The organism is Bradyrhizobium sp. 44 (genome assembly GCF_023073095.1).
Classification (GTDB): Bacteria; Pseudomonadota; Alphaproteobacteria; order Rhizobiales; family Xanthobacteraceae; genus Bradyrhizobium.
On record NZ_JADPIY010000016.1, the window covers coordinates 212,139 to 236,770 of the forward strand.

Consider the following 24,632-nt stretch of genomic DNA (forward strand, 5'->3'; position numbering starts at 1 on the left):
GCTCCAGTGCGTTGCGACAACTCTGACCTATCCCGAGCCCATCGCTCTGTCGCACGCTCGCAAGCGGTGGCATGACAGGGGATGACGATGAGCGCTCTCGGCTTGGGATTGTACTTCGCGACGGATGGGAACCACCCGCCCTCCGGTTCGAATGTCGTCCGCAGCTGACCCACACATGAGCGCTGACGAAAATCACTGGGAAGTCGGCACCGATATCGGCGGCACCTTCACCGATATCATCGCGATCCGACACTCCCCCGCGGAGGCGCGGATCGCGAAAGTGCCGTCGCGCCCGCAGGCTCCAGTTCAGGCGATGCTGGAGGCGATCGAGGCGGTGGGCCTGCGCAAGAGCGAGGTCAAGCGCTTCGTCCACGGCACCACGCGTGTGACCAACGCAATCGTCGAGGGACGGCTGCCGAAAGTGGCGCTGGTCGCGACCGAAGGCTTTGCCGACGTGCTGGAGATCGCGCGCTATCGCCGCCGCGATCTCTACCGTCTCGACATCCCGCCGAAATCGCCGCCGCTGGTGCCGCCGGAACGATGTTTTGGGCTTGCCGAGCGCCTCGACCACGAGGGGCAGGTACTGAAGGCGCTGGATGAGGCGGAGATCGAGCGCCTGGTGGCGTGGCTGAAAACAACCGGCGTGCAGAGCGTCGCGGTCGCGCTGCTTCATGCCTACGCCAATCCGGTGCACGAGAAGGTGCTCGGCGAGCGGCTCAAGGGCGTCGTTGCCCACGTCTCGCTGTCGCACGAGGTCAATCCCGAGGCGCGCGAATACGAGCGGACTTCGGCAACCGTGTTCAACGCGGCTGCCATGCCGATCGCGGTGGAATATCTCAGCGAGCTGGAGCAGCGGCTGCCGATCGGCGCCGGCCTGCAGGTGTTTCATTCGGCCGGTGCCATGGTCCCGATCTCGGCCGTGAAGCGGCGGCCGCTGGTGATGGCGATGTCCGGTCCGGCGGCCGGCGTCGCGGCATCGGTCAGCATCGCACGTCAGCTCGGCACATCGCGGATGCTGACGTTCGACATGGGCGGCACCACGACCGACGTCTGCCTGATCGTCGACGGCCAGGCCGAGATGACCGACGGCCGCATGCTCGGTGACAAGCCGCTGCGTCAGCCGATGCTTGCGGTTCATTCCATCGGGGCGGGCGGCGGATCGATCGTGCGCAATGGTCCCGGTGGCCTGACCGTCGGACCGGAAAGCGCCGGCTCCGAGCCCGGACCGGCCTGCTACGGCCGCGGCGGTACCGAGCCGACTATCACCGACGCTAACGCCGTGCTCGGCTATCTCAATCCCGAAACCAGGCTCGGCGACCGGATCGGAATCAATATCAAGGCAGCCAGTGATGTCATCGCGCCGATCGCGCGCACTCTGGGGCTGAGCCTGACCGAAACCGCGCTCGGCATCATCAAGGTCGCGAATGCGACAATGGCGCGTGCGCTCCGCCGCGTCACCGTGGAGCGCGGCATCGACGGGCGCGACTGCACGCTGCTCGCCTTTGGCGGTGGTGGCCCGATGCATGCCGCGGGCCTTGCCGATCTCTACGGGATTGCCGAGGTGGTCGTTCCCAGCGCGTCGAGTGCGTTTTCGGCACTGGGCTGTCTCACTGCCGATTTCAGCTTCCTCCAGCAGCAAACCTTGCGTGCTGCACTTGACGGCATCGACCTCGCCCGCGTGTCGGAGCGGATCGGGGTGCTGATTGATGATGCCTCGGCGCCGCTCATCGCCAACGGCGTTGCCACGACTGAAATTCGGGTCGAACTGGTGGCCTTGATGCGCTACGCGGCGCAGAACGACGCCATTCCGGTGCCGTTCGCGCGACCGCTCGACATTATCAGGCTGAAGAAGGACTTTCTGGCCCGGCACCACGAGCTGTTCGGCTATGCGACGGGCGAGAGCTGCGTCATCGAATCCGTGCGGGTGCAGGCACGCCGTCCATCGACGACCGTCGTGAGCCGGCCGGCCATCGCGGTCAGAACGGTCTCCAAAGGCGAGCGCATCTGCTCGTTCGATGGCTTTCACGACATCGCCGCAAGCATCATCGACCGTGCCTCGCTGACCGAAATCGTCAGCGGGCCGGCCATCATTGAAGACGCATGGTCGACCGTGGTGGTCCCGCCCGGCTGGCAGGCGAGGCCTGATGTTTCAGGCAATCTGTTCCTGAGGCGGGGGGCCGCATGAAGCTCGATCCGTTCGTCGTCGAGGTCATCAGGCACGGGCTCTCGGCCGCGGCCGAGGAGATGAGCCTGGTGATGACGCGCTCGGCGCGCTCGCCGCTGCTGCGTGAGGCCGGCGACCTGTCGTCGGCGATCACGGACGCCCGCGGCGACCTGGTCGGGCAGGGGCGCGACATCCCGATCCATCTCGGCGCGATGGCCTACACGGTCCTCGAATTGCTGAAGGTGGTGCCGCGCGACAGCCTGAACGACGGCGACGCACTGATCTACAATGTGGGCCCGCTCGGCGGCAATCATCTCAACGACGTCAAGGTCGTGCGGCCCGTCTTCGTCGACGGCGAGATCGTGGCGTTCGCGGTCAGCCTCGCGCATTGGCCCGATATTGGCGGCACCTGGCCCGGCAGCTATTTTGCGAAAGCCATCGACACCTTCCAGGAGGCGATGCGCATTCCGCCGGTTCTGATCGCCACGGCGGCCGGCGTCAATACGCCGATCGTGCAGCTGCTCAAGGCCAATGTTCGGGATCCCGAATCCTGCGAGGGCGATCTTCTCGCTCAGATCGCCGCAACGAAAGCCGGTGAGAAGCGCATCGTCGAGCTCTGCCGCGAGCACGGCAAGGCGGTCTTCACGGCGGCGCAGTCGCGCCTGCACGATCTCTCCGAAATCGAGATGCGTGAGGCGTTGCGCGATCTGCCGGATGGCGTCTACGAGGGCGAGGACTATCTGGACGACGGCGGCGTCAACGACGCGCCTGCGCGCATTCATGTCAAGATCACCATTGCAGGCGACGAAGCGACCTTCGACCTCTCGGGAAGCTGCGACCGCGTCTCGAATTTCTGCAACACCACGCCGTTCATGGCGCGTTCGGCGGTGGCCTATGCCGCGCGCATCATGAGCGGGCGCGACATGAACCAGAACGCGGGCGCGTTGCGGCCGCTGACCATCATCACGCGCCCGGGCTCGATCCTGGAGCCGGGCTGGAATGCCTCGGTTGCGGCCGGCAACCACGAGACCTCGATGCGCATCGTCGATGCGATTATTCGGGCCATGCAGGACACTATTCCGGAGCGCCTATCGGCCGGCGGAGCGACCACGGCGGGTGTCCTCTTCTTCGCCGAGCCGCGACAGAACGGTTCATGGAAGATGCTCTACGAGGTCCACGGCGGTGGCGAGGGCGCGCGGCATGATCGGGCCGGCATCTCGGCGACGCGGGTGCATCTGTCCAACACCTCGAACACGCCGGTCGAGGTGATCGAGGCGAATTACGCGATCCAAATCGAGCAGCAAGCCATTCGCCGGCAGTCCGGCGGCACGGGCGCCCATCGCGGCGGGGACGGCGTCATTCGTAGCTATCGCATCCTGGCGCCGTCGATGCATCTGACCACCTGCATCGAGCGCATGGTGATGGCGCCGTTCGGCATGCAGGGCGGCGAACCCGGCAAGGCCTGCCGCATCTCGCTGATCCGGCAGGGCGCGAACGTCGCGATCGACGGCAAGTCGAACCTGGTGCTGCAGCAAGGCGATCTCGTCACGATCGAGACGTGCGGCGGCGGTGGCTACGGCGTCGAGGCTGCGGAATGAAGGGATTGCGATGAGTAGATTGTTGCGAACCGGGCTGAATGCCGGCGACAGCGCGCCCATGGCCGTGGTCGGCGGCGAGGGCGTTTATTTCCATCTGTCCGATGGTCGCAAGCTCATCGACGGCAGCAACACCGGCGGCGGCCTCGGACATCGTCATTCCGCGATGGTGGAGGCGATCCGCCGCGCCGCGGATACGCCCGTCGTGAACGAGGGGTGGACCTGGGTCGGCCGTGAGCAGGCCGCTGACGATTTGATGGCCACCGCGTTCAGAGGCGAAGAGGATTGGGTCGGCGCGGTGCGCTTCTGCATCAGCGGCAGCGAGGCCAACGACATGGCGCTGTCGCTGTGCCAGGCGTTGACGCAGCGGTCCGCGCTGGCGACGCGCGAACGCGCCTATCACGGCATTACGGGCCTGTCGCGCAGCATGACGGTGCAGCCGCAATGGCATGGCGGCCTTGCGGTGCACTCAGGCGGCTCAAAGCTGCCGGCGCCGATGGCGCCGGTGCGGATATTGCCGGCGCCGCAGGGCGCGATCTACGGCGCGCCGGCCAACAATGCTCCCCCCAGCGAATATCTGGCCGATGCCACGCGCCTGCTTTCGGATACCGCAGCGACGATCATCGACTACACCCAAGGCGGCATCTACTACGACGGCGCGTATCAGGACGAGGTGGCGCGGTGCGCGCGGCAGGCTGGCTCCTACTGGATCGCCGACGAAGTGGTGACCGGCGCCGGCCGCGCCGGGCGCTGGTTCGCCTTCCAGGGCGCCGAAAGCCGTCCTGACATCGTGACACTCGGAAAATCGCTCGGTGGCGGCGCGGCGGCGGTTGCCGCGGTCGTGGTATCGAAAGACATCGTCGAACGGCTCAAGGGCACGAGCTGGCAGAATTACGGCACGCTGCGCGGGCATCCCATCAGCATGGCTGCCGTCAGCGCCTATCTGAAGGTCGTCAACGATGACAAGATTTTGGAGCACGTGAGGGGCCTCGAAAAGCTTTTCACCCGCCGCCTTCTCGCCATCGCGCAGAAACATCCGAGCGTGCGGCGCGTGGCGGGGCAGGGGCTGCACTGGACCGTGGAGCTGCACGGGCCGGACTGGCGCTCTTGGCACGCCGACACCACCGAGGTGCCAATCGCCTCGCGCGTCGCGGAGCGGGCGCTGGAGGCGGGCGCCGTGATCGGGACCAGCGGCGAGCAGACTTCGCTGTTCCTCGCGCCGCCACTGGTGATCTCCGAGCATGAGGCCGGGCAGCTTCTGGATGCACTCGACCACGGTCTCGATGTTGCGGATGACGAGCAGACATGAGGTTAGATCGTGCAACGCACACTGTGCCGATCGGCAGGCACAGGCTGGAAAGTCCGGGCGATGCTGCGTTATGCTGCTCGCGCCGGCACGTGATTGAAACTTTATCTTCACACAAGACATCACCAGGAATTCGCTGATGCGTATCGTCAATGTTGCCGCCGGCCAGATGGGCCCGATCCAGAAAGCCGACAGCCGCGAGGCCGTGGTCAAGCGCATGATCGCGCTGATGGATGAGGCCAAAAGCAAGGGCGCCGACCTGATCGTCTATCCGGAACTGGCGCTCACGACCTTCTTCCCGCGCTGGTATGCGGAGGACCGGGCTGAGTTCGACAATTGGTTCGAGCGCGAGATGCCGAACGCGGCGACGAAACCGCTGTTCGAGCGCGCGGCGCAGCACCAGATGGCGATGAATTTCGGCTATGCGGAGCTGACGCCGGACGGGCATCATTTCAACACTGCTGTTCTCACCGACAAATCCGGCAAGATCGTCGGCAAATATCGAAAGATCCATCTGCCGGGCCATGTGGAATACGACACGAAGCGCTCGCACCAGCATCTGGAGAAGCGCTATTTCGAGCCGGGTGATCTCGGCTTCAATGTCTGGCGCGAGCTCGGCGGCATCATTGGCATGGCCATCTGCAACGACCGGCGTTGGCCCGAGACCTATCGCGTCATGGGCTTGCAAGGCGTCGAGATGGTGCTGATCGGCTACAACACGCCGTCCGTTAATGCGGAGAGGAGCGATGAGGGCGTCGAGAAACGCCTTTTCCACAACCGCCTCTCGGCGCAGGCCGGCGCCTATCAGAACGCGACCTGGGTCGTCGCGGTGGCCAAGGCCGGTAACGAGGACGGACACCCGCTGTTCGGCGGCAGCCTGATCGTCGATCCCAATGGCGAAATCGTCGCCGAAGCGAAGACGGAGGAGGACGAACTGCTGGTCCATCCTTGCGACCTCGATGCCACCACCTTCGGCAAGACCACGATCTTCAATTTCGCGCAGCACCGCCGCACCGAGCATTACGGCCTGATCACCAGCCGTACCGGCGCGGTGCCGCCGCCGGAGACGTGACGTCGATGACTGGCCAGAGCACATCCGGCATATCCTTGCGCGAGCTCGATCCGCGCGACCGCTACAAGCTGCTCTGCGGCGTGGTGGTGCCGCGGCCGATTGCGCTGGTGACGACGCTCGATGCCAACGGGGCGGTCAACGCCGCGCCGTTCAGCTTCTTCAACGTGTTTTCGGAGAGTCCGGCGCTGATCGTGCTCGGTCTCCAGCACAAGCCGGATCACAGCCCGAAGGACACCACCCGCAACATCCATCGCGACGGCGAGTTCGTCGTTCACATGGTTGATGAGGCGCTCTCCGCGGCGATGAACGACTGCGCGGTCGATTTCCCGTCCGGTGACAGCGAGGTCGCCGCGGCAGGGCTGGCGACGCTTCCCTCTGTAGACGTGAAGGTGCCGCGCCTCGCCGCGGCACCCTTTGCGCTCGAATGCCGGCGCCATGTCGCGCTGACCTTCTCGCCCGATCGCGAACTGCTGGTCGGCGAGGTCCTCCGGGTTCACGCCCGCGAGGGCCTCGTCGACGAGGCCAATATGTATGTCGACCTCGACGCCTACCGGCCGATCGGTCGCATGTTCGGCAATCTCTACACGACGCAGAGGGATACGTTTGCGCTTGTCCGCGAGAGCCACGCGCAATGGCTCGCGCGGCAGGACGCCAAAGAGCTGAAGGACGCCTAGTGGTTCGAGAACTGCACGCTACCCAGCGCCATGGTGACCGCCGCCTGTGTCGGGTCGATCACGGCAATGCCGAGCGCGTCTTCGAGGGGACGACGATGGCGGGCCATGCCGGCGCAGCCCATCACGATGGCACGGGCGCCGTCCTCGTCGCGCAGCGCGCGGCCGACGTCGATCATCCTGGCCAGCGTGCCTTCGCCCGAGGCGGTTTCGGCGACGCTCATGTTGAGCGGCCGCTCGCCGGCGAGGCGTTCGGTCAGTCCCATCTGCCTGAGATAGCGCATGTGACGCGGGATCGAGCGCTGGGCGATCGCGATGACGCCAAAGGTTTCGGCTCGCGCCAGCGCGGTCAGCACGCCGCATTCGGCGATGCCGAACACCGGGCGGTCGGTGCCTTCGCGACAGACCTGAAGCCCGGGATCGCTGTAGCAGGCGATGACAAAGGCAGCCGAGCTGTTGTCGCCCTCGACCAGCCGGCGCAGCGGCATGGCGACGCCATCGACATCGGCCTGGCTCTCAATGCCGAACGGACCCTCGGCCAGCGTCTGGCAGACCACCTCCGGCCCGCCCTCGAAACCGAGCGGCTTCAGCGCGTCCTCCAGCCCCTGCGTGACCGCAGGGTTGGAGTTCGGATTGATGACGAGGATGCGCGGTCGGGACATGCTGGTCTTCCTGCAAAATTTCGATCACTTGGCTTGAGCCTATCATGGAGTGCCTCATGACTGAACCCACTTACGACCTGATCATTCGCGGTGGGCGCGTCGCGACGACGACCGACGTCTTTGAAGCCGACGTTGCCATCTCCGGCGAGACCATCGCCGCCATCGGGCGCAGGCTTCCGCCGGCGAAGCGCGAGATCGACGCGCGCGGGAAGCTCGTTCTGCCCGGCGGCGTCGACAGCCATGCCCATATCGAGCAATTGTCCGCTGCCGGCATCATGAACGCCGACACCTTTGAGAGCGCGACCGTCTCGGCCGCCTTTGGCGGTACGACCACGGTGATCCCGTTTGCCGCCCAGCATGTCGGCATGAAGCTGCCGCAGGTGGTGGAGGATTATCACGCCCTCGCCAAGAAGGGCGCCGTGATCGACTACGCTTTTCACATGATCATCGCCGACGCGACCAGGGAAACGGTCGAGGAGCACATTCCGGCGCTGGTGAAGCAGGGGCACGCGTCGATCAAGATCTTCATGACCTACGACCGGCTCAAGGTCGACGACGAGCCGCTGCTGGACATCCTACTTGCCGCGCGCCAATCCGGCGCGATGCTGTGCGCCCATGCCGAAAACCACGGCATCATCGCCTGGATGGTGAAGCGCCTGCTCGCGCGCGGCTACACGATGCCGAAATACCACGCCGTCAGCCACGCGCGGGTATCGGAGGCGGAGGCCTTTACCCGGCTGATCGGCATGGCAGCGCTGATCGATCAGCCGATCATGATCTTCCATGTCTCGACCGCCGAGGGCGCCAAGGTCATCCGCGACGCGCGCGGGCAGGGGTTGAAGGTGTTTGCCGAGACCTGTCCGCAATATCTGTTCCTGACCGCCGCCGATCTCGACAAGCCGGGTGCCGAGGGCGCCAAGTGGATGTGCAGTCCGCCGCCGCGGACGCATGCCGATCAGGAGGCGCTGTGGCAGGCTCTGTCGCTCGGCGATCTCCAGACCATCTCGTCGGATCACGCGCCTTATCGTTACGACGAGACCGGCAAGCTGCGCGCCGGACCCAATCCCAATTTCAAGCAGGTCGCGAACGGCCTGCCGGGACTGGAGCTGCGCCTGCCGCTGCTGTTCGACGCGATGGTGTCGAAAGGACGGCTGGGCCTGGAAAAGTTCGTGGAGCTGACTTCGACGGCGCCGGCCAAGATCTACAATCTGCATCCGCGCAAGGGCTCGATCGCGGTCGGCGCCAATGCCGATATCGCGATCTGGGATCCCGATCGCGAGACCGTGATCGCCGACGAGATGATGCACGACCTCGCCGGCTACACGCCGTTTGCGGGACGGAAGCTGAAGGGCTGGCCCGTGTCAGTGCTGTCGCGTGGCCGGGTGATCATCGACGGTAACAAGTGCCTCGCGAGCGCCGGCAGCGGCCAGTTCCTGGCACGCAGCGGGGGCGAGGCGGCCAAGCCGACGGGACGGCTCGTCGCCGACATGGATCCGGAGCGGAATTTCGGGGCAAAACTGCTGTGACGGCGGATCGCGCGCGATGAAGATCGTCATCTTCGGCGGCACCGGCTTTGTCGGCCTCAATGTTGCGGAGGCGCTGCTGGCGCGTGGGCACGAAGTGACGCTGTATGACCGTGCAGAGTTGCCGCCATCCGCGCGGCGGTCTCTTGCCGACTGCGGCGCACGGCTCAGAGCCGTGCAGGGCGATGTCACCGACGCAGCAGCCATCGACGCCCTCATCGCCGAAGGCGTTGATGCGATCGTGCTTGGAGCTGCGATCACCGCCGGTGACGAATTGGAGAGAGCATCGACCGCGCGCGTTCTCGAGATCAACGTGATGGCCCAGATCCCGATCCTGCTCTCCGCGATCCGGCATGGCGTGCGCCGGGTCGTCAATCTCTCCTCGGCATCGGCCTACGGCGCCACGGGTGCGCGGGTCGAGATTCTCGGCGAGGACACGCCTTGCGATCCGGTCTCGTTTTACGCCATCAGCAAGTTCACCTCGGAGCGATCGGTTGCGCGTCATGCCGAGCTCTTCGGCGGCGATTTCCTGAGCGTACGGCTGAGCGCCCTGTTCGGGCCGTGGGAGCGACCGAGCTCCGTACGCGACACGCCAAGCCTCCAGTTCCAGATTCTGGCGGCATTCGCTCGCGGCGAGCCGGCGGTCATGCCCGAAGTGGGCATGCGGGACTGGATCTACGCGCCGGATGCGGCCGAGGCCGTCGCACTGCTGATCGAAGCCGAGCGGCCGCGTCACCGGCTCTACAACATCTCCCGCGGAGGGCTTTGGCCTGCGCTGCAATGGGGCGAGGCCTATGCAGCGTTGCATCCCGGCCTGCAATGCCGGCTCGCGGCTCCCGGTGAGAAAACCGTCATCAAGCTGCATGGGGCCTATCGCGCGCCGCTGTCGGTGAACCGGATGGCGGATGAATTTGGCTGGCGGGCGAAGTTCGGCTGCGCCGAGTCGGCGGCAGCGATGAGCGCCTGGTTGACGCAGCACAAGGAGTGGATCTGAGATGCGGCTGCAGGGGCGCACGGCCATCATTACGGGCGCAGGTTCGGGTATCGGCCGCGCCAGCGCGAAGCTGTTTGCAGAGGAGGGCGCGCAGCTCGCTCTGGTCGACCGCGATGCCGCGGGCCTTCAGGAAACGGTGAGCCTGGTGGATGGAGCGACGGCGCATGTCGGTGACGTCGGCGACGCCAGCTTTGCCGAGACCGTCGTCGGAGACGTCATGGCACGGCACGGCCGGCTCGACATTCTCATGACCGCGGCTGGCTTCTCCTGCGGCGGCACGGTCCTGACCACCGATCCGGCAGACTGGGACGCGGTGTTCCGCACCAATGTCGGCGGCACCTGGCTGTGGGCGCGGGCGGCCGTGCCGCAGATGCAGCGGCAGAAGAGCGGTTCGATCATCACGCTGGCATCGCAGCTTGCGATTGCCGGCGGCAAGGGCAACAGCGCCTATATCGCGGCCAAGGGTGCGATTATCAGCCTGACGCGGACGATGGCGATGGACTTTGCGACCGACGGCATTCGCGTCAACGCGATTGCACCCGGCGCGATCGACACGCCGATGCTTCGCCGCAGCTTCGCCCGTCATACCAATTCAGACGAGGTGCGCGAGGCTTCCCGCGACCGCCATGCCATGAAGCGGTTCGGCCAGGCCGACGAGATCGCGCAGACCGCGCTGCATCTCGCCAGCGATGCGTCCTCATTTACAACCGGCACCGTGATGGTGGTCGACGGAGGCTGGCTCGCGGCATGAGTGATGCGCTGACAGAGCTGGAAGTGAACGTTCGCGCCGATCTCGCGCGGATCGCGCATCCCGGTGCCGCCTGGCTCGAACCGAAGGCGGGGCCGGGCGGCAAGCCGGCGCTGGATGTACTCGTGATCGGCGCCGGCCAATCCGGCATCGCCATCGGCTTCGGCCTGATGCGCTCCCGCGTCGGCAACATCCTGCTGCTGGACAAGGCCGAGGAGGGGATGGAAGGCCCCTGGCTCACCTATGCCCGCATGCCGACGCTGCGCAGCCCGAAAGATTATACAGGACCCGACCTCGATCTTCCGAGCCTGACCTACCAGTCCTGGCACGAAGCCCGCTTCGGCAAGGACAGCTGGCAGACGCTGAACCTGATCCTGAGAGAGCACTGGGCTGAGTATCTGCTCTGGCTACGGCGCACGATCGGCTTGCCCGTGAGCAACGGGAGCGAGCTTCTGGAAATCCGGCCAGCGGCGGGCGATTTGCTCGCCGCACGCGTGAAACGTGGCGGCGGTATCGAGACGCTCCATGCGCGCAAGATCGTGCTGGCGACCGGGCAGGAGGGAATGGGGAACTGGATGATCCCCGAGCCGCTGCGCGAACTGCCGGCCGACTCGGTCGCAACCGCCGCCGACGATATCGATTTCGAAAACCTCCGCGGCAAGCGCGTCGCCGTGATCGGCGCCGGCGCATCTGCCTTCGACAATGCGGCAACCGCACTGGAGGCGGGCGCGGCGGAGGTGCATCTGCTGTGTCGTCGGGCGCAGATCCAGCTGATCCAGCCCTATCGCTGGCTGACTTTTCGCGGCTTCCTCCGCCATCTCAGCGATCTCGACGATGCCTGGCGCTGGCGCTTCATGCGTACCATCCTCGACATGCGCGAAGGCTTTCCGCAGCCGACCTATGATCGCTGCGCGCGCCATGCCAATTTCACATTGCACGAGGGCGCGCCGCTTGAGGCCGCGCGCGAGACTGGCAAGGGCATCGAATTGCAGACGCCGCGCGGCGTCATCGCAGCGGATTTCGTCATCTGCGGCACCGGCATCGACATGGATTTTTCCGGACGTGGCGAGCTGCGCACATTTGCCGGCAATATCGCAACCTGGGCCGACCGCTACGAGCCCCCGGAGAGCGAACGCAACGCGCGGCTCGGCCGCTTTCCCTATCTCGCCGACGATTACGCCTTCACCGAACGTATCGCGGGCGAAACGCCGTGGATCTCGAATATCCATCTCTTCGCCATCGCCTCCACCATGAGTTTTGGTCCGTCGGGATCGTCGATCAACGCGATGACGACCGCAGTGCCGAAGCTGGTCAATGGCCTGACGCGCGGCATGTTCCGCGCCGATGTCGAACGGCACTGGGCCTCGCTCCGCGCCTACGACGTGCCGCAGGCCGTGGTCACGCGGCCGGCGCGAAACATGGAGGAATCGCGATGATCGTCCATGCGCCGCCGCGACAAAGCGTCCACAAGAGCGCATCATGAGACTGGCGCGCAACTTGCTTCTTTCTTAACCTGTCCTGTCGGCGTTCTTGTCGAAAATTTTTGGGGAAAACCAATGCGTTTTGTGTCTTTCAGGTCGGCATCCTCCGTGCTCGCCACCACCGCGTTGTTGCTCGTCGCCACGGCGCCGTCGCAAGCACAGACCAGGGCCGAGACGTTGCGCTATGTCACCGGCGCATCCGTCAACACGCTCGATCCCAACATCCCGGGCTCGACGCGCGAATCCTTCGCGCTGAGCATGAGCACCTATGACCGGCTGGTGGCGTTCGGCCGCAAGCAACTCAACGGCAAATGGGTGTTCGATCTCGACAAGATCACCGGCGAGCTCGCCGAATCCTACGACGTCAGTCCGGACGGACTGAAGCTGACGTTCCGTCTGCGCAAGGATGCCAAGTTCCAGGACGGCTCGCCCGTGACCGCCGAGGACGTCAAATGGTCGCTGGATCGCTGCGTCACCGCGCCAATCCTCGGCAAGGCACAATTGCTGACGGGATCGTTGACGTCGGCCGACCAGTTCAAGGTGATCGATCCCCTCACGATCGAAGTGACGCTGCCGAAGCCCGACAAGCTCGCGCTACCGAATCTCGCCACGGTCTACCCGCTGATCATCAACTCGAAGGTCGCCAAGGAGCACGCGACCCCGGAAGATCCCTGGGCCACCGCCTGGCTGAAGGAGCACACCGCCGGCAGCGGTGCCTATGTCATCGAGAGCTTCAAGCCCGGCGAGCAGGTGATCATCAAGCGCAACGAGGACTGGAACCGCGGCTCGCCCGACAAGCCGGCGTTCTTCAAGCGCGTGATCGTGCAGTCCGTGCCGGAGCCCGCGACCCGCGCCAACCTTGTCGAGCGCGGCGACGCCGATCTCGTCGTCGATCTCCAGGCCAGCGACGTGCAATCGCTCGAGGCCAAGGGCAAGCTCAAGGTGATCTCGACGCCGCAATACAATTCGATCACCTTCGTCTCGATGAACAATCAGATCCCGCCCTTCGACAACGTCAACGTGCGCCGCGCCGTCGCGTTCGCGCTGCCCTATGAGGACATGTTCAAGGCTGCCCTGTTCGGCCGCGGAGCTCCGCTGTTCGGTGCGACTTGGCCGGATGGCAAGCCGCTGAACGGCATCTATCCGTTCCAAGCGCCGGTGAAGACCGATCTCGACAAAGCGAGGGAATATTTGAAGGCCGCCGGGCTCCCGGAGGGTTTTTCGACCACCTTCAGCTTCAATGTCGGCCAGGCCTCGACTGCGGAGCCGATGGCGGCTCTCGTGAAGGAATCGCTTGCCAAGATCGGGATCAAGGTCGACATCCAGAAGCTGCCGGACGCGCAGATGTCGACGCAGATCAACGAGAAGAAGCTGCCCTTGTTCACGGAAGGCATCGTCGCCTGGCTGCCCTCGACCGATTACTTCTACCGCAACTTCTACACCGGCAATCAGCGCTGGAACTACAGCTCGATCAACAATCCGGAGCTGGCGACTATCGCGCAGGAAGCGCGCTTCGAGCCCGATAAGGCCAAGTACGAGGAAGCCGGCCGCAAGCTCAATGCGATCCATTTCAGCGAGATGCCTCAGATTCCGCTGTGGCAGCCGAACCAGGACGCTGTGATGGCCTCGTCGATCGAGGGCTACACCTACGAATTCCACCGTCAGGTCGACTATCGCGACGTCAGCCGCAAGTGATCTCGACATGCAAGGGCTCTGAAAGGTGATGACCGGTTTTGGTGCGACGGTGGTGCGGGCGGGAAGGCGGCTTCTGTCGTCGCTGCCGGCGTTGTTCGGCGTGCTGGTCTTCACCTTTCTGCTGATGCGGGTCCTCCCCGGAGATCCCGCGGTGTTCTTCGCCTCGGGGCCCAACGCCGGCAAGGAGGAGATCGAGCAGATCCGCAAGCAGATGGGGCTCGACAAGTCGGTGCCGGAGCAGCTCGTGTTCTATCTCTCCGACATCGGCCGCGGCAATCTCGGCCGCTCCATGATGACGGGGCAGCCGGTCCTGAAGGACCTTCGCGAACGGCTGCCGGCCTCGCTCGAACTGACGTTCACGGCGTTGCTGATCGCATTGATTGCGGCGGTGCCGCTCGGCGTGGTCGCAGCCTTGAAACCGGGATCGCTGGTCGATCACGGCGTGCGGCTGTTCTGCGCGCTCGGCGTCTGCGTGCCGACCTTCGTCTCGGGCCTGCTGCTGATCTATGTGTTCTACTATCTGCTCGGTCTTGCGCCTGATCCGACCGGGCGGATCGACGTCTTCACCTCGCTGCCGCCGCAGCGCACCGGGTTCCTGTCGATCGACTTCCTGCTCGCGGGAGACATCGAGGGCTGGTGGGCGACCTGCAAGCAGCTGATCCTGCCCGCGCTGAGCATGGCCCTGTTCGTCATCGCGCCGCTGGCGCGGATCACCCGTGCCTCGATGCTGGTCTCGCTCGGCAGCGATTTCGTGCGCACCGCGCGCTCGGTCGGATTGTCCTGGCAGAAGGTCGTCGTCACCTATGCGCTCCGCAATGCGATCCTGCCCGTCATCACCATTGCCGGCATCGTGTTCTCGACCATGCTTGGCGCGAATGTCCTCGTGGAGAAGGTGTTCTCCTGGCCGGGCGTTGCCTCCTACGCGCTCGATGCGCTGCTGTCGTCCGACTATGCGCCGGTGCAGGGTTTCGTGCTGCTGATGGCTGGCATCTTCGTGCTGGTCAATCTCGTCGTCGACATCTGCTACGGCATCGCCGATCCCAGGGTGTCGATCGGATGACCAGCGCAACCCTCCGCCATTCGGTCTGGATTTTGCGCGGCAATCCGCTGACCGGTGTCGCCGCGGCCGGTGTCCTGCTGTTTGTCCTGGTCGCGATCTTTGGACCGTGGCTGGTGCCCTATGATCCCATCGTCTCCAACGTCTCGGAGGCCTTGCAGCCGCCGAGCGCGGCACACCTTGCCGGCACCGACCAGCTCGGGCGCGACGTGTTCAGCCGCCTCGTCGTTGCGGCCCGCCTCGACCTTGCCATCGCAGTCTCGGCGGTCGGCATCTCCTTCGTGATCGGCGCTGTCGTCGGCTCCTTCTGCGGCTATGCCGGCGGCAGGCTCGACCGTTCGGTCGGCCGCTTCGTCGACGTTATGATGGCCTTTCCGCTGTTTGTGCTGGCGATGGCGATGGTTGCGGCTCTCGGCAACCGGATCGAGAACATCGTGATTGCAACCGCGATCATCAATCTTCCGTTCTACATCCGCTTCGCCCGTGCCGAGGTCAACGTCCGGCGCAATGTCGGCTGGGTGGAGGCGGCGCGTTCCTGCGGCGAGAGCCACTTCTCGGTGGTGCTGCGCTTCCTGCTGCCGAACATCCTGCCGGCGATGGCGGTGCAAATCTCGCTCAATCTCGGCTGGGCGATCCTGAACGCTGCCGGTCTTTCCTTCATCGGCCTTGGCGTCAAGCCGCCGACACCGGAATGGGGCATCATGGTCGCGGAGGGTGCTCGCTTCATCTCGACGGGGCGGTGGTGGCTGGTGGCCTTTCCGGGCCTCGCGTTGATGATGGCCGTGCTGTGCTTCAACCTCCTCGGTGACGGGATGCGGGACATTCTCGATCCGCGCATGCGCACATGAGCGGGGAATTGCTCAGGATCGACGATCTCCACGTCGCATTCTCGACGCGACGCGGGATGGTGGAGGCCGTGCGCGGCGTGACGCTCAAGGTTGAGGCCGGCGAGATGCTCGGCCTCGTCGGCGAAAGCGGATCGGGCAAGTCGGTCACCGGATTTGCGACGACGCGGCTGCTGGATGCGGCCGGCCGCGTCACCGCGGGCAAGATACTGTTTCGCGGCCAGGACGTGACAAAACTCAGGGGTGATGATCTCCGGCAGCTCCAGGGCGCCGCGATGTCGATGATCTTCCAGAACCCGCGGGCGGCGCTCAATCCGATCCGCGCGATCGGCCTGCAGATCGCCGACGCGATCCTCACGCACAAGCGGATATCGAAGGACGCCGCCCGCGCCGAGGCGCTGGAGCTGTTGCGCGCCGTCCAGATCCGCGACCCCGAGACGCGGATGAACGCCTATCCGCACGAACTCTCCGGCGGCATGTGCCAGCGCGTCATGATCGCGATAGCGATCTCCTGCAATCCCGCGCTCTTGATCGCCGACGAGCCGACGACCGGACTCGACGTCACCACGCAGAAGGTGGTTATGGACCTCCTGGCGGAGATTGCCGCCGCACGCGGCATGGCGACGATCCTGATCACGCACGATCTCGGACTTGCGGCGAGATATTGCCGTCGCATTGCGGTGATGGAGCGCGGCCGCATCGTCGAAGAGGCAAGCCCCAGGACGCTGTTCGGGGCGCCGCAGCATGCCTATACCAGGCGCCTGGTGGCGGCGTCGCCAACCGCGACCTCCGGGATCGCGGACCTCGTGACGGAAGAAGAGCGGGAAGGCTACGTGGCTGTCGTCAGCAGGCCCAGGCAGGAACCCGTTCACGGGACTCCGCCGCTCCTGGAAGTGCGCAAGCTCGCAAAACGCTTCGACGAGGGCGCTGCGGCGGTGGCGGACTTCTCGATGACGATGGCCGGCGGCGAGAGCGTCGGCCTCGTCGGTGAGTCCGGCTCCGGCAAGAGCACGACGTCGCGGATGATCTGCCGCCTGATCGATCCGAGCGAAGGCGAGATCGTGTTCGACGGGCAGTCGATCGGCCACGTGGCGTCGCGCGACTTTCACCGCTCGCGCTTCCGCAAAGACATCCAGATGGTGTTCCAGGACCCGAACGAGAGCCTCAACCCGCGCTTCACCGCCTTCGATTGCATCGCCCATCCCCTGATGCGGCTCGACGGCATGCGTGGGGGCGATGCGCTGCGCAAGCGGGTGGAAGACTGCGCCGTTCGTGTGGGGCTGCCGCTGGATCTGTTGCCGCGCTTTCCGCATCAGCTCTCCGGCGGCCAGAAGGCCCGCGTCGGCATCGCCCGCGCCATCGCCTGCCGGCCGCGGCTTCTGGTGCTGGACGAGCCGACCGCCGCGCTCGACGTCTCAGTGCAGGCCGTGGTGCTGCAACTGCTCGACCGCCTGCGGCGCGAGAACGACATCGCGCTGCTGTTCGTCAGCCACGATCTCAACGTGGTGCGCATGCTCTGCGACCGCACCATCGTGCTGCGCAATGGCGGCATCGTGGAGCAGGGCGAGAGCCGGGCGCTGTTCGACAATCCCAAGACCGACTACACGCGCAAGCTGGTCGAGGCGATCCCGCATATCGAGACCGGGCCGGTGCTGGCGGCTGCGCTTTGAGGTCTCGACCGGCCCAAATGGTGCGGATATCCCGCTGGCGAAGGTCCGGTTAGTGGCATACCATTTGCACGCCAATGAGCTCTGGTTTCACCTGTTCTTGGCCAACGATGGCCGGCATCACGGCACTATTGGGAGGATTTCATGGATCGCAGGACCGTATTGAAGGGACTGGCCGGCGCGGGCGGTCTGGCATTGAGCGGCCTCTCGGCCCCGGCGATCGCACAAGGCGCCTCCGCGCGCACCCTGCGCTTCGTGCCGCAAGCAAACCTCGCCAATTTCGACCCGATCTGGGGCACGCAATATGTCGTGCGCAATGCCGCCGCGCTGGTCTGGGATACGCTCTACGGCGTCGATTCCTCGCTGCAGCCGCAGCGGCAGATGGTCGAGTCCGAGGAAGTGACCGACGACGGCACCACCTGGACGTTCAAATTGCGGTCGGGGCTCAAATTCCACGACGGCGAGCCGGTGCTGAGCAAGGACGTCGTTGCGAGCCTGACGCGCTGGGCGGCACGCGACCCGATGGGGCTGATGCTCAAGGCACTGCAGCAGGAACTCACCGCTGTCGACGACCGCACCTTCAAATGGGTGCTGAAGCAGCCGTTCCCGAAGATGCTCTATGCGCTTGGCAAGAACAACTCGCCTTGCGCCTTCATCATGCCGGAGCGCATCGCGCAGACCGACCCGTTCAAGCAGATCGGCGATTATGTCGGCTCGGGGCCGATGAAGTTCGCCAAGGGCGAATGGGTCCCCGGCGCGAAAGCCGTGTTCGAAAAATTCGCCGACTATGTGCCGCGGCAGGAGAAGGCGTCGTGGCTCGCCGGCGGCAAGCAGATGCTGCTCGACCGCGTCGAATGGATCGTGATGCCCGATCCGGCGACCGCCGCGGCCGCGTTGCAGAACGGCGAGATCGACTGGTGGGAGAACCCGATCGCGGACCTCGTCCCGGTCCTGAAGAAGAACAAGAACATCAGCGTCGACATCGGCGATCCCCTCGGCAATGTCGGCTCGTTCCGCATGAACTTCCTCTATCCGCCCTTCAACGACGTGCGGGCCCGGCGCGCAGTGCTGATGGCGATGAGCCAGGAAGATTACATGCGTGCGCTCGTCGGCGACGACAATTCGCTGTGGAAGTCGCTGCCCGGCTTCTTCACGCCCGATACGCCGCTCTACACCGAGGCGGGCGGCGAGGTCCTGAAGGGCAAGCGCGATCTCGACGCTGCCAAGAAGCTGCTCGCCGAGAGCGGCTATTCCGGCCAGCCGGTGACGTGCCTGGTGGCGCAGGACCAGCCGATCACCAAGGCGTTCGGCGATGTGACCGCCGATCTCTTGAAGAAGCTCGGTATGAATGTCGACTTCGTCGCGACCGATTGGGGCACGGTCGGCTCCCGCCGCGCACAGAAGACACCGCCCGGACAGGGCGGCTGGAACATGTTCCACACCTGGCACGCGGGTTCGGACTGCATCAATCCGGCGCCCTACACCGCCATTCGCGCCAATGGCGACAAAGCCTGGTTCGGCTGGCCGAACAGCCCCGGCACCGAGAAGGAGGTTACGTCCTGGTTCGAAGCCAAGAACCTCGACGAGGAGAAGGCCGCGGTCGCCCGCCTCAACAAGGTTGCGCTCGAAGACGTCGTCTACGCGCCGACCGGGTTCTTCCTCAGCTACACGGCCTGGCGCAAGAACGTCTCCGGCATCACGAAAGGGCCGCTGCCGTTCTTCTGGGGCGTGTCGAAATCCGCATGACCCTGCGCTGAAGCCAGATGCTCTCCTACATCCTCCGGCGTATCGCCTCGACCTTGCCAGTGATGGCGATCGTCGCGCTGTTCGTGTTCAGCCTGCTCTACATCGCGCCGGGTGATCCCGCCGTGGTGATCGCAGGCGATCAGGCAAGTCCGGAGGATGTGGAGCGCATCCGTCAGAGCCTCGGCCTCGATCGACCCTTCCTGATCCAGTTCGGCAGCTGGGTCTGGCGCATTCTGCACGGCGATCTCGGCACCTCGATCTTCACCAATCTGCCGGTCTCGACGATGATCGGCCAGCGTCTCGGGCCGACGCTGTCGCTGATGATGGTCACGCTCCTGCTCACGATCGTGGTCGCGGTGCCGCTCGGCGTGCTGGCGGCCTGGAAGGCGGGAAGCCTGATCGACCGGGCCATCATGGCCTTTGCCGTGTTCGGCTTCTCCCTGCCGGTCTTCGTCGTCGGCTATGTCCTCGCCTACGTTTTCGCACTGGAGCTCGAATGGCTTCCCGTGCAGGGCTATACGCCGCTCGCCCAGGGCGTCTGGCCATGGCTGCAAAACCTGATCCTGCCCGCGATCGCACTCGGCTGTGTCTACATCGCACTGATCGCGCGTATCACGCGCGCCACCATGCTCGAAGTGTTGCAGCAGGACTATATCCGCACTGCGCGCGCCAAGGGCCTCGGGCAGGGCGGCATCCTGTTCGTCCACGCGCTGAAGAACGCGGCCGTGCCGATCGTCACGGTGATCGGGATCGGCATCGCGCTCCTGATCGGCGGCGCGGTCGTCACGGAGAGCGTGTTCGCCATTCCCGGCCTCGGCCGGCTCACGATCGACGCGATCCTGCGCCGCGATTATCCCGTCATCCAGGGCATCGTGCTGCTGTTCAGCTTCGTCTACGTCCTCGTCAATCTGATGATCGACGTCATTTATACGCTCGTTGACCCGAGGATCCGCTATTGACCGACACGACCGTCAATCCGCAAGCGCTGCCGGCGGGCTTCGTCCTCGCGCCGCAACTGCCCGAGATCCTCCGGCCAGTTACGATCCGGCGCGGCTTCGTCGGGCTGCTGCGCGGCCATCCCACCGTCGCCATCGGCGGCACGCTGCTGCTCATCCTGGTCCTGATCGCGATCTTTGCGCCTTATCTTGGAACGGTGGATCCGACCGCGCTCGCGCCCGCCAAGCGCACCCGCGCGCCGTCGGCTGCCTTCTGGTTTGGCTCCGACGTGCTCGGTCGCGACATCTATTCGCGCGTGCTGTTCGGCGCGCGGGTCTCGCTCACGGTCGGACTGTCAGTTGCGATATGCGCGTCCGCGGTCGGACTTGCCATCGGCATCGTCTCCGGCTTCATCCGCTGGGCAGACGGCATCTTGATGCGCTTCATGGACGGCCTGATGTCGATCCCGCCGATCCTGCTGGCGATCGCGCTGATGGCGCTGACACGCGGCAGCGTCGGCAACGTCATTCTCGCGATCACTGTCGCCGAAATTCCGCGGGTTTCCCGTCTTGTCCGTAGTGTCGTGCTGTCGCTGCGCGAGCAGCCCTACGTGGACGCGGCGGTGGCATGCGGCACGCGCACACCGATGATCATCCTGCGCCACATCCTGCCCAACACGCTGGCGCCGATGCTGATCCAGGCGACTTACATTTGCGCCAGCGCGATGATCACGGAGGCGATCCTGTCCTTCATCGGCGCGGGAACGCCGCCGACCATTCCGTCCTGGGGCAACATCATGGCGGAGGGGCGGGCGCTGTGGCAGGTCAAGCCCTACATCGTGTTCTTTCCGGCGGCCTTTCTGTCCGTCACCGTGCTCGCCGTCAACCTGCTCGGCGATGGCCTTCGCGATGCGCTCGATCCGCGCATGGCCAAGAGCCTCTGATGGCGAGGGGCTGATCGCGATGGCACTGCTCGAAGTCGAGAATTTGCAAACCCACTTCCGTACGCCCAGCGGCATCAACCGCGCGGTGGAAGGCGTGTCGTTCCATGTCAACGAGGGCGAGACGCTCGCCATCGTCGGCGAGTCCGGCTGCGGCAAGTCGGTGACCTCGATGTCGCTGATGCGGCTGATCCCGGAACCGCCGGGCAGGATCGCCGGCAGCATCCGTTTCGCGGGCAAGGACCTTCTGCAAATGTCGGATCGCGAGATGCGCGCGATCCGCGGCAACGACATCTCGATGATTTTTCAGGAGCCGATGACCAGCCTCAACCCGGTCCTGACCGTCGGGCGTCAAATCCGCGAAACGCTGATGATCCACCAGGGCCTGGACAAGCAAGCCGCGGAGGCACACGCGATCGAGATGTTGATTCTGGTCGGCATTCCCGAGCCGAAGCGCCGCGTGCGCGAATATCCGCATCAGCTTTCCGGCGGCATGCGCCAGCGCGTCATGATCGCCATTGCACTCGCCTGCAATCCAAAACTTCTCATTGCCGACGAGCCGACCACCGCGCTCGACGTGACGATCCAGGCGCAGATCCTGAAGCTGATGCTGGATCTCAAGCACCGGGTTGGCGCGGCGATCATCCTGATCACCCACGATCTCGGCGTGGTCGCCGAGATCGCCGAGCGCGTCATGGTCATGTATGCCGGCCGTAAGGTCGAGGAGGCGCCGGTGGCGGACCTGTTCCGTTCGCCGCGTCATCCGTACACGCAGGGCCTGCTCGGTGCAGTGCCGCGGCTCGGCTCGTCGCTGACCGGCACCGCGAGGCGGCTGGCAGAGATCCCCGAGCAGGTGCCTGATCTGCGCAAGCCCATCGTCGGCTGCGTCTTCGCCGGACGTTGCGCGCTCGCGACCGATCTGTGCCGGCAGTACGCGCCGGGGCTCGAAGAGAAGGGGCCACGTCACGTCGCGGCCTGCCACTATGCGGCCAAGGGAGCGGTCGCGGCATGAGTCCCCCGCTGCTCCAGGTCAACGACCTCAAGAAGCACTTCCCGGTCAAAAAGGGCCTGTTCAGCCGCAAGTCCGAATGGGTCTATGCGGTGGACGGCGTGTCGTTCGAGATCGCGCGCGGCGAGACGCTCTCGCTGGTCGGCGAGTCCGGCTGCGGCAAATCGACGGTCGGCCGTGCGATCCTGCGTCTGTTCGACATCACGGCGGGGCAGGTCATCCTCGACGGTCAGCGTATCGACGACGCCCATCCGAGCACGATGCGCCAGATGCGCCGCCGCGTGCAGGTGGTGTTCCAGGACCCGTTCTCGAGCCTCAATCCGCGCATGCGCGTGCGCGATATCTTGGCCGAGCCGATCCGCAATTTCGGCCTCGCCAAATCCGCGATCGATCTCGAGACCCGCGTGACGGCGCTGATGGATACCGTGCGCCTGCCGCGCGAGGCGCTGAACCGCAGGCCGCACGAATTCTCCGGCGGCCAGCGCCAGCGCATCGGAATCGCGCGGGCGCTCGCCGCCGAGCCCGACCTGATCGTCTGCGACGAGGCGGTCTCGGCGCTCGACGTCTCGGTCAAGGCGCAGATCGTCAATCTGCTGCAGGATCTCCAGCGCGAGTTCGGCCTGGCGCTGCTGTTCATCAGCCATGACCTCGCGATCGTCGAGCACATGACCCATCGCGTCGCGGTGATGTATCTCGGCAAGATCGTCGAGGTGGCGCCGCGCTACGAGATCTTCGCCGCGCCAAAGCATCCGTACACCAAGGCGCTGCTCTCGGCCGTGCCGCTGCCCGAGCCGGGGGCCCAGCGCAATCCGATCATCCTCAAGGGAGACGTGCCGAGCCCGATCAATCCGCCGAGCGGGTGCCGCTTCCACACCCGTTGCCCATACGTGTTCGACCGCTGCCGGAGCGAAGAGCCGACATTGCGCGCGGCGGGACCCGAGCAGTGGGTGGCCTGTCATCTCGAAGATGGTGCAGCGGTGGCGAGCGGCTAGCCGTTAGGCCGGCGGCAAACCTTTCGATCGAGGCTTGGGGGCGACAATCGGGTGAGGATGGCACTCTGCTCCTGTTTTGCCCGACGAGTCAAAGACGTTTGCGACGAAAATTCATGTGTAAAAACAACCTCATTCTACTGTGCATGGGGTTGTTTTCGCGTTTTTGCTTAGCCGCCTTCAACCTTGGCGGCGCAGGAAGCCCGTGATCGTGACCTTTTCCCAGATATCGGCCGCTGCAAACGGATCGGCGCGATTGAAAGCCTCGACGTCGCCACGGCCCGCTGCCTCGATCAGGAACAGGCTGCCGATCATGGTCGCGCCGTCGTCGGAGACGAGCGGCCCCGACATCACGATCTTGACGCCGAAGCGCGAGGTGTCGCTCAGGAAAGCCTTATGGGCGTCGTAATTGGCGAGCCGGGTCGGTAGCGCGCCGGCGCGGTCGAGGGCGTGAATGGCGAACAGCATGATGGTCTCCGTTTATGTCTCGTGTTCTTGGGACGGCCGCGGCTGCGGCCGTCCAGGCTTGTGGGGTTGGGTGCGCTTGGTTACTTGCCGCCGAGCTTGCTGGCTTCCTCGAAAGTCGGGCAGCTGCGCTGCTCCAGCGGCACGTCGAACGGCTGGTAATTGTCCTTGGTGATGACGGTTGGCTTCAGCACGATCTCGGCGATGACAGGCTGGTTGCGCAAGGAGCGGATCGCTATCATGGTGCCGAGGCAGCCTTGAAAAAATCCGTTGTAGTCGCCGCTCGCGAGCAGCTTGCCGGACTTGATCGCGTCGATCGCTTCCTTGGTGCCGTTGATGCCGATCACCTGCGCCTTGCGGTTGGCGCCGTCGAGCGCCTCGATCGCGCCGACCGCCATGGCGTCGTTGGCGGCGAGCACGCCGTCGATCTGCGCGTTCGACTGCATCAGATTCTCCATCACCTGCAGCGCCTGGAGCCGCTGGTAATTGCCGGGCTGCGAGGCCAGCAGTTTTGCACCGGCATTTTCCTTCAGCGCGTCGTTGAAGCCGCGGACGCGGTCGACATTGGTCAGTGAGCCCTTGACGCCCTCGATGATGACGATGTTGCCCTTGCCGCCCAACGTCTTGAGCAGGAATCGCGCGGTCTCGAGCCCGAGGCTGTAATCGTCGGCGCCGACGAAGGACAGGAATTTGCCGCCGGCGGAACGATCGGTGATGTTGACGACGGGGATCTTGGCGTCGTTGATCTTCTCGACGCCCGGTACCATCGCCTTGTAATCGACCGGCGTGAAGACGATGGCGCTCGGCTTCTTCACCACGACGTCCTCGATCTGGCTGAGCTGCTCGGGAATGCTGTCGGGCTTGGTCGGAATGTATTGCAGCGTCTTCGCGTTTAGCGTCTTGGCCATGTTGTCGGCGCCGACCCGCACCGTCTGGAAGAACGGGTTGGTCTGGTTCTTGGTGAAGACGGCGATGGTCTCGCCGTCGGCTCGCGCTGGCGTGGTGAGCGCGGCCGCCATCAGCAGCGGCAGCGCCAAATAACCCAGTGTCTGTTTCATGTTGCCTCC

21 protein-coding genes are annotated in these 24,632 nt (G+C 65.1%); 18 read left to right on the top strand and 3 right to left on the bottom strand.

The genetic code is table 11. From position 1 onward, the window contains the following. The first annotated feature begins 175 nt into the window (after positions 1 to 175). The 5 genes from IVB41_RS17490 to IVB41_RS17510 all read left to right on the top strand — a co-directional run bounded on the left by IVB41_RS17490 (position 176) and on the right by IVB41_RS17510 (position 6,811). Positions 176 to 2,185, top strand: a complete 2,010-nt coding sequence (locus IVB41_RS17490; RefSeq protein ID WP_247433238.1) for a hydantoinase/oxoprolinase family protein — start codon at positions 176 to 178, stop codon at positions 2,183 to 2,185. After that, positions 2,182 to 3,762, top strand: a complete 1,581-nt coding sequence (locus IVB41_RS17495) for a hydantoinase B/oxoprolinase family protein (RefSeq protein ID WP_247433241.1) — start codon at positions 2,182 to 2,184, stop codon at positions 3,760 to 3,762. The genes IVB41_RS17490 and IVB41_RS17495 overlap by 4 nt, the downstream gene beginning before the upstream one ends. A 10-nt stretch (positions 3,763 to 3,772) precedes the next feature. Beyond that, positions 3,773 to 5,068 (top strand): aminotransferase class III-fold pyridoxal phosphate-dependent enzyme, encoded by a 1,296-nt coding sequence (locus IVB41_RS17500; protein WP_247433244.1) that lies wholly within the window; start codon positions 3,773 to 3,775, stop codon positions 5,066 to 5,068. Positions 5,069 to 5,204: 136 nt separating this feature from the next. Further along, the gene (locus IVB41_RS17505) at positions 5,205 to 6,137 is read left to right on the top strand and encodes an N-carbamoyl-D-amino-acid hydrolase (RefSeq protein ID WP_247433248.1); all 933 of its coding nucleotides are present in this window, start codon (positions 5,205 to 5,207) and stop codon (positions 6,135 to 6,137) included. 5 nt (positions 6,138 to 6,142) lie between these two features. Beyond that, positions 6,143 to 6,811, top strand: a complete 669-nt coding sequence (locus IVB41_RS17510) for a flavin reductase family protein (RefSeq protein ID WP_027569257.1) — start codon at positions 6,143 to 6,145, stop codon at positions 6,809 to 6,811. Here the strand turns inward: IVB41_RS17510 and IVB41_RS17515 are convergent. Beyond that, entirely contained in the window at positions 6,808 to 7,470 is a 663-nt protein-coding gene (locus tag IVB41_RS17515) for an aspartate/glutamate racemase family protein (protein ID WP_247289033.1), read from the bottom strand. The genes IVB41_RS17510 and IVB41_RS17515 overlap by 4 nt on opposite strands. A gap of 56 nt (positions 7,471 to 7,526) precedes the next feature. Here IVB41_RS17515 and hydA point away from each other — a divergent pair, with 56 nt between their 5' ends. The 13 genes from hydA (at position 7,527) to IVB41_RS17580 (ending at position 23,103) form a co-directional block, all read left to right on the top strand. Further along, positions 7,527 to 8,996 carry a dihydropyrimidinase gene (gene hydA / locus IVB41_RS17520; RefSeq protein ID WP_247433251.1) on the top strand — a complete coding sequence of 490 codons (1,470 nt, stop codon included), beginning with the start codon at positions 7,527 to 7,529 and terminating at the stop codon, positions 8,994 to 8,996. A 16-nt stretch (positions 8,997 to 9,012) separates the two neighbouring features. Further along, positions 9,013 to 9,987: an NAD(P)-dependent oxidoreductase gene (locus IVB41_RS17525; protein WP_247433254.1), complete on the top strand. Its 975-nt coding sequence runs from the start codon at positions 9,013 to 9,015 to the stop codon at positions 9,985 to 9,987. 1 nt (position 9,988) lies between these two features. Beyond that, entirely contained in the window at positions 9,989 to 10,738 is a 750-nt protein-coding gene (locus tag IVB41_RS17530; protein WP_247433257.1) for an SDR family oxidoreductase, read from the top strand. Continuing rightward, on the top strand, positions 10,735 to 12,171 hold the full coding sequence (locus IVB41_RS17535) for an NAD(P)-binding domain-containing protein (RefSeq protein ID WP_247433262.1): 1,437 nt from the start codon (positions 10,735 to 10,737) through the stop codon (positions 12,169 to 12,171). The genes IVB41_RS17530 and IVB41_RS17535 overlap by 4 nt, the downstream gene beginning before the upstream one ends. Before the next feature lie 120 nt (positions 12,172 to 12,291). Continuing rightward, on the top strand, positions 12,292 to 13,911 hold the full coding sequence (locus IVB41_RS17540; RefSeq protein ID WP_247433265.1) for an ABC transporter substrate-binding protein: 1,620 nt from the start codon (positions 12,292 to 12,294) through the stop codon (positions 13,909 to 13,911). Between the two features lie 25 nt (positions 13,912 to 13,936). Beyond that, positions 13,937 to 14,971 carry an ABC transporter permease gene (locus IVB41_RS17545; protein WP_027569264.1) on the top strand — a complete coding sequence of 345 codons (1,035 nt, stop codon included), beginning with the start codon at positions 13,937 to 13,939 and terminating at the stop codon, positions 14,969 to 14,971. Next, the gene (locus tag IVB41_RS17550; RefSeq protein ID WP_027569265.1) at positions 14,968 to 15,816 is read left to right on the top strand and encodes an ABC transporter permease; all 849 of its coding nucleotides are present in this window, start codon (positions 14,968 to 14,970) and stop codon (positions 15,814 to 15,816) included. Before IVB41_RS17545 ends, IVB41_RS17550 begins: the two co-directional genes overlap by 4 nt. Next, positions 15,813 to 17,483 (top strand): ABC transporter ATP-binding protein, encoded by a 1,671-nt coding sequence (gene nikE / locus IVB41_RS17555; protein ID WP_247433268.1) that lies wholly within the window; start codon positions 15,813 to 15,815, stop codon positions 17,481 to 17,483. The genes IVB41_RS17550 and nikE overlap by 4 nt, the downstream gene beginning before the upstream one ends. A 141-nt stretch (positions 17,484 to 17,624) precedes the next feature. Next, entirely contained in the window at positions 17,625 to 19,226 is a 1,602-nt protein-coding gene (locus IVB41_RS17560; protein WP_027569267.1) for an ABC transporter substrate-binding protein, read from the top strand. A gap of 17 nt (positions 19,227 to 19,243) precedes the next feature. Beyond that, positions 19,244 to 20,185 (top strand): ABC transporter permease, encoded by a 942-nt coding sequence (locus IVB41_RS17565; RefSeq protein WP_007593093.1) that lies wholly within the window; start codon positions 19,244 to 19,246, stop codon positions 20,183 to 20,185. Beyond that, on the top strand, positions 20,182 to 21,105 hold the full coding sequence (locus IVB41_RS17570; RefSeq protein WP_247433271.1) for an ABC transporter permease: 924 nt from the start codon (positions 20,182 to 20,184) through the stop codon (positions 21,103 to 21,105). The genes IVB41_RS17565 and IVB41_RS17570 overlap by 4 nt, the downstream gene beginning before the upstream one ends. Before the next feature lie 19 nt (positions 21,106 to 21,124). Continuing rightward, positions 21,125 to 22,114 (top strand): ABC transporter ATP-binding protein, encoded by a 990-nt coding sequence (locus IVB41_RS17575; protein WP_247433273.1) that lies wholly within the window; start codon positions 21,125 to 21,127, stop codon positions 22,112 to 22,114. Then, positions 22,111 to 23,103 carry an ABC transporter ATP-binding protein gene (locus tag IVB41_RS17580; protein WP_247433276.1) on the top strand — a complete coding sequence of 331 codons (993 nt, stop codon included), beginning with the start codon at positions 22,111 to 22,113 and terminating at the stop codon, positions 23,101 to 23,103. The genes IVB41_RS17575 and IVB41_RS17580 overlap by 4 nt, the downstream gene beginning before the upstream one ends. A 177-nt stretch (positions 23,104 to 23,280) precedes the next feature. Here IVB41_RS17580 and IVB41_RS17585 read toward each other — a convergent pair whose 3' ends face one another. Then, the gene (locus IVB41_RS17585) at positions 23,281 to 23,568 is read right to left on the bottom strand and encodes a YciI family protein (RefSeq protein WP_247359720.1); all 288 of its coding nucleotides are present in this window, start codon (positions 23,566 to 23,568) and stop codon (positions 23,281 to 23,283) included. Positions 23,569 to 23,648: 80 nt separating this feature from the next. Beyond that, positions 23,649 to 24,623: a sugar ABC transporter substrate-binding protein gene (locus IVB41_RS17590; RefSeq protein WP_247433279.1), complete on the bottom strand. Its 975-nt coding sequence runs from the start codon at positions 24,621 to 24,623 to the stop codon at positions 23,649 to 23,651. Between the last annotated feature and the right edge of the window lie 9 nt (positions 24,624 to 24,632).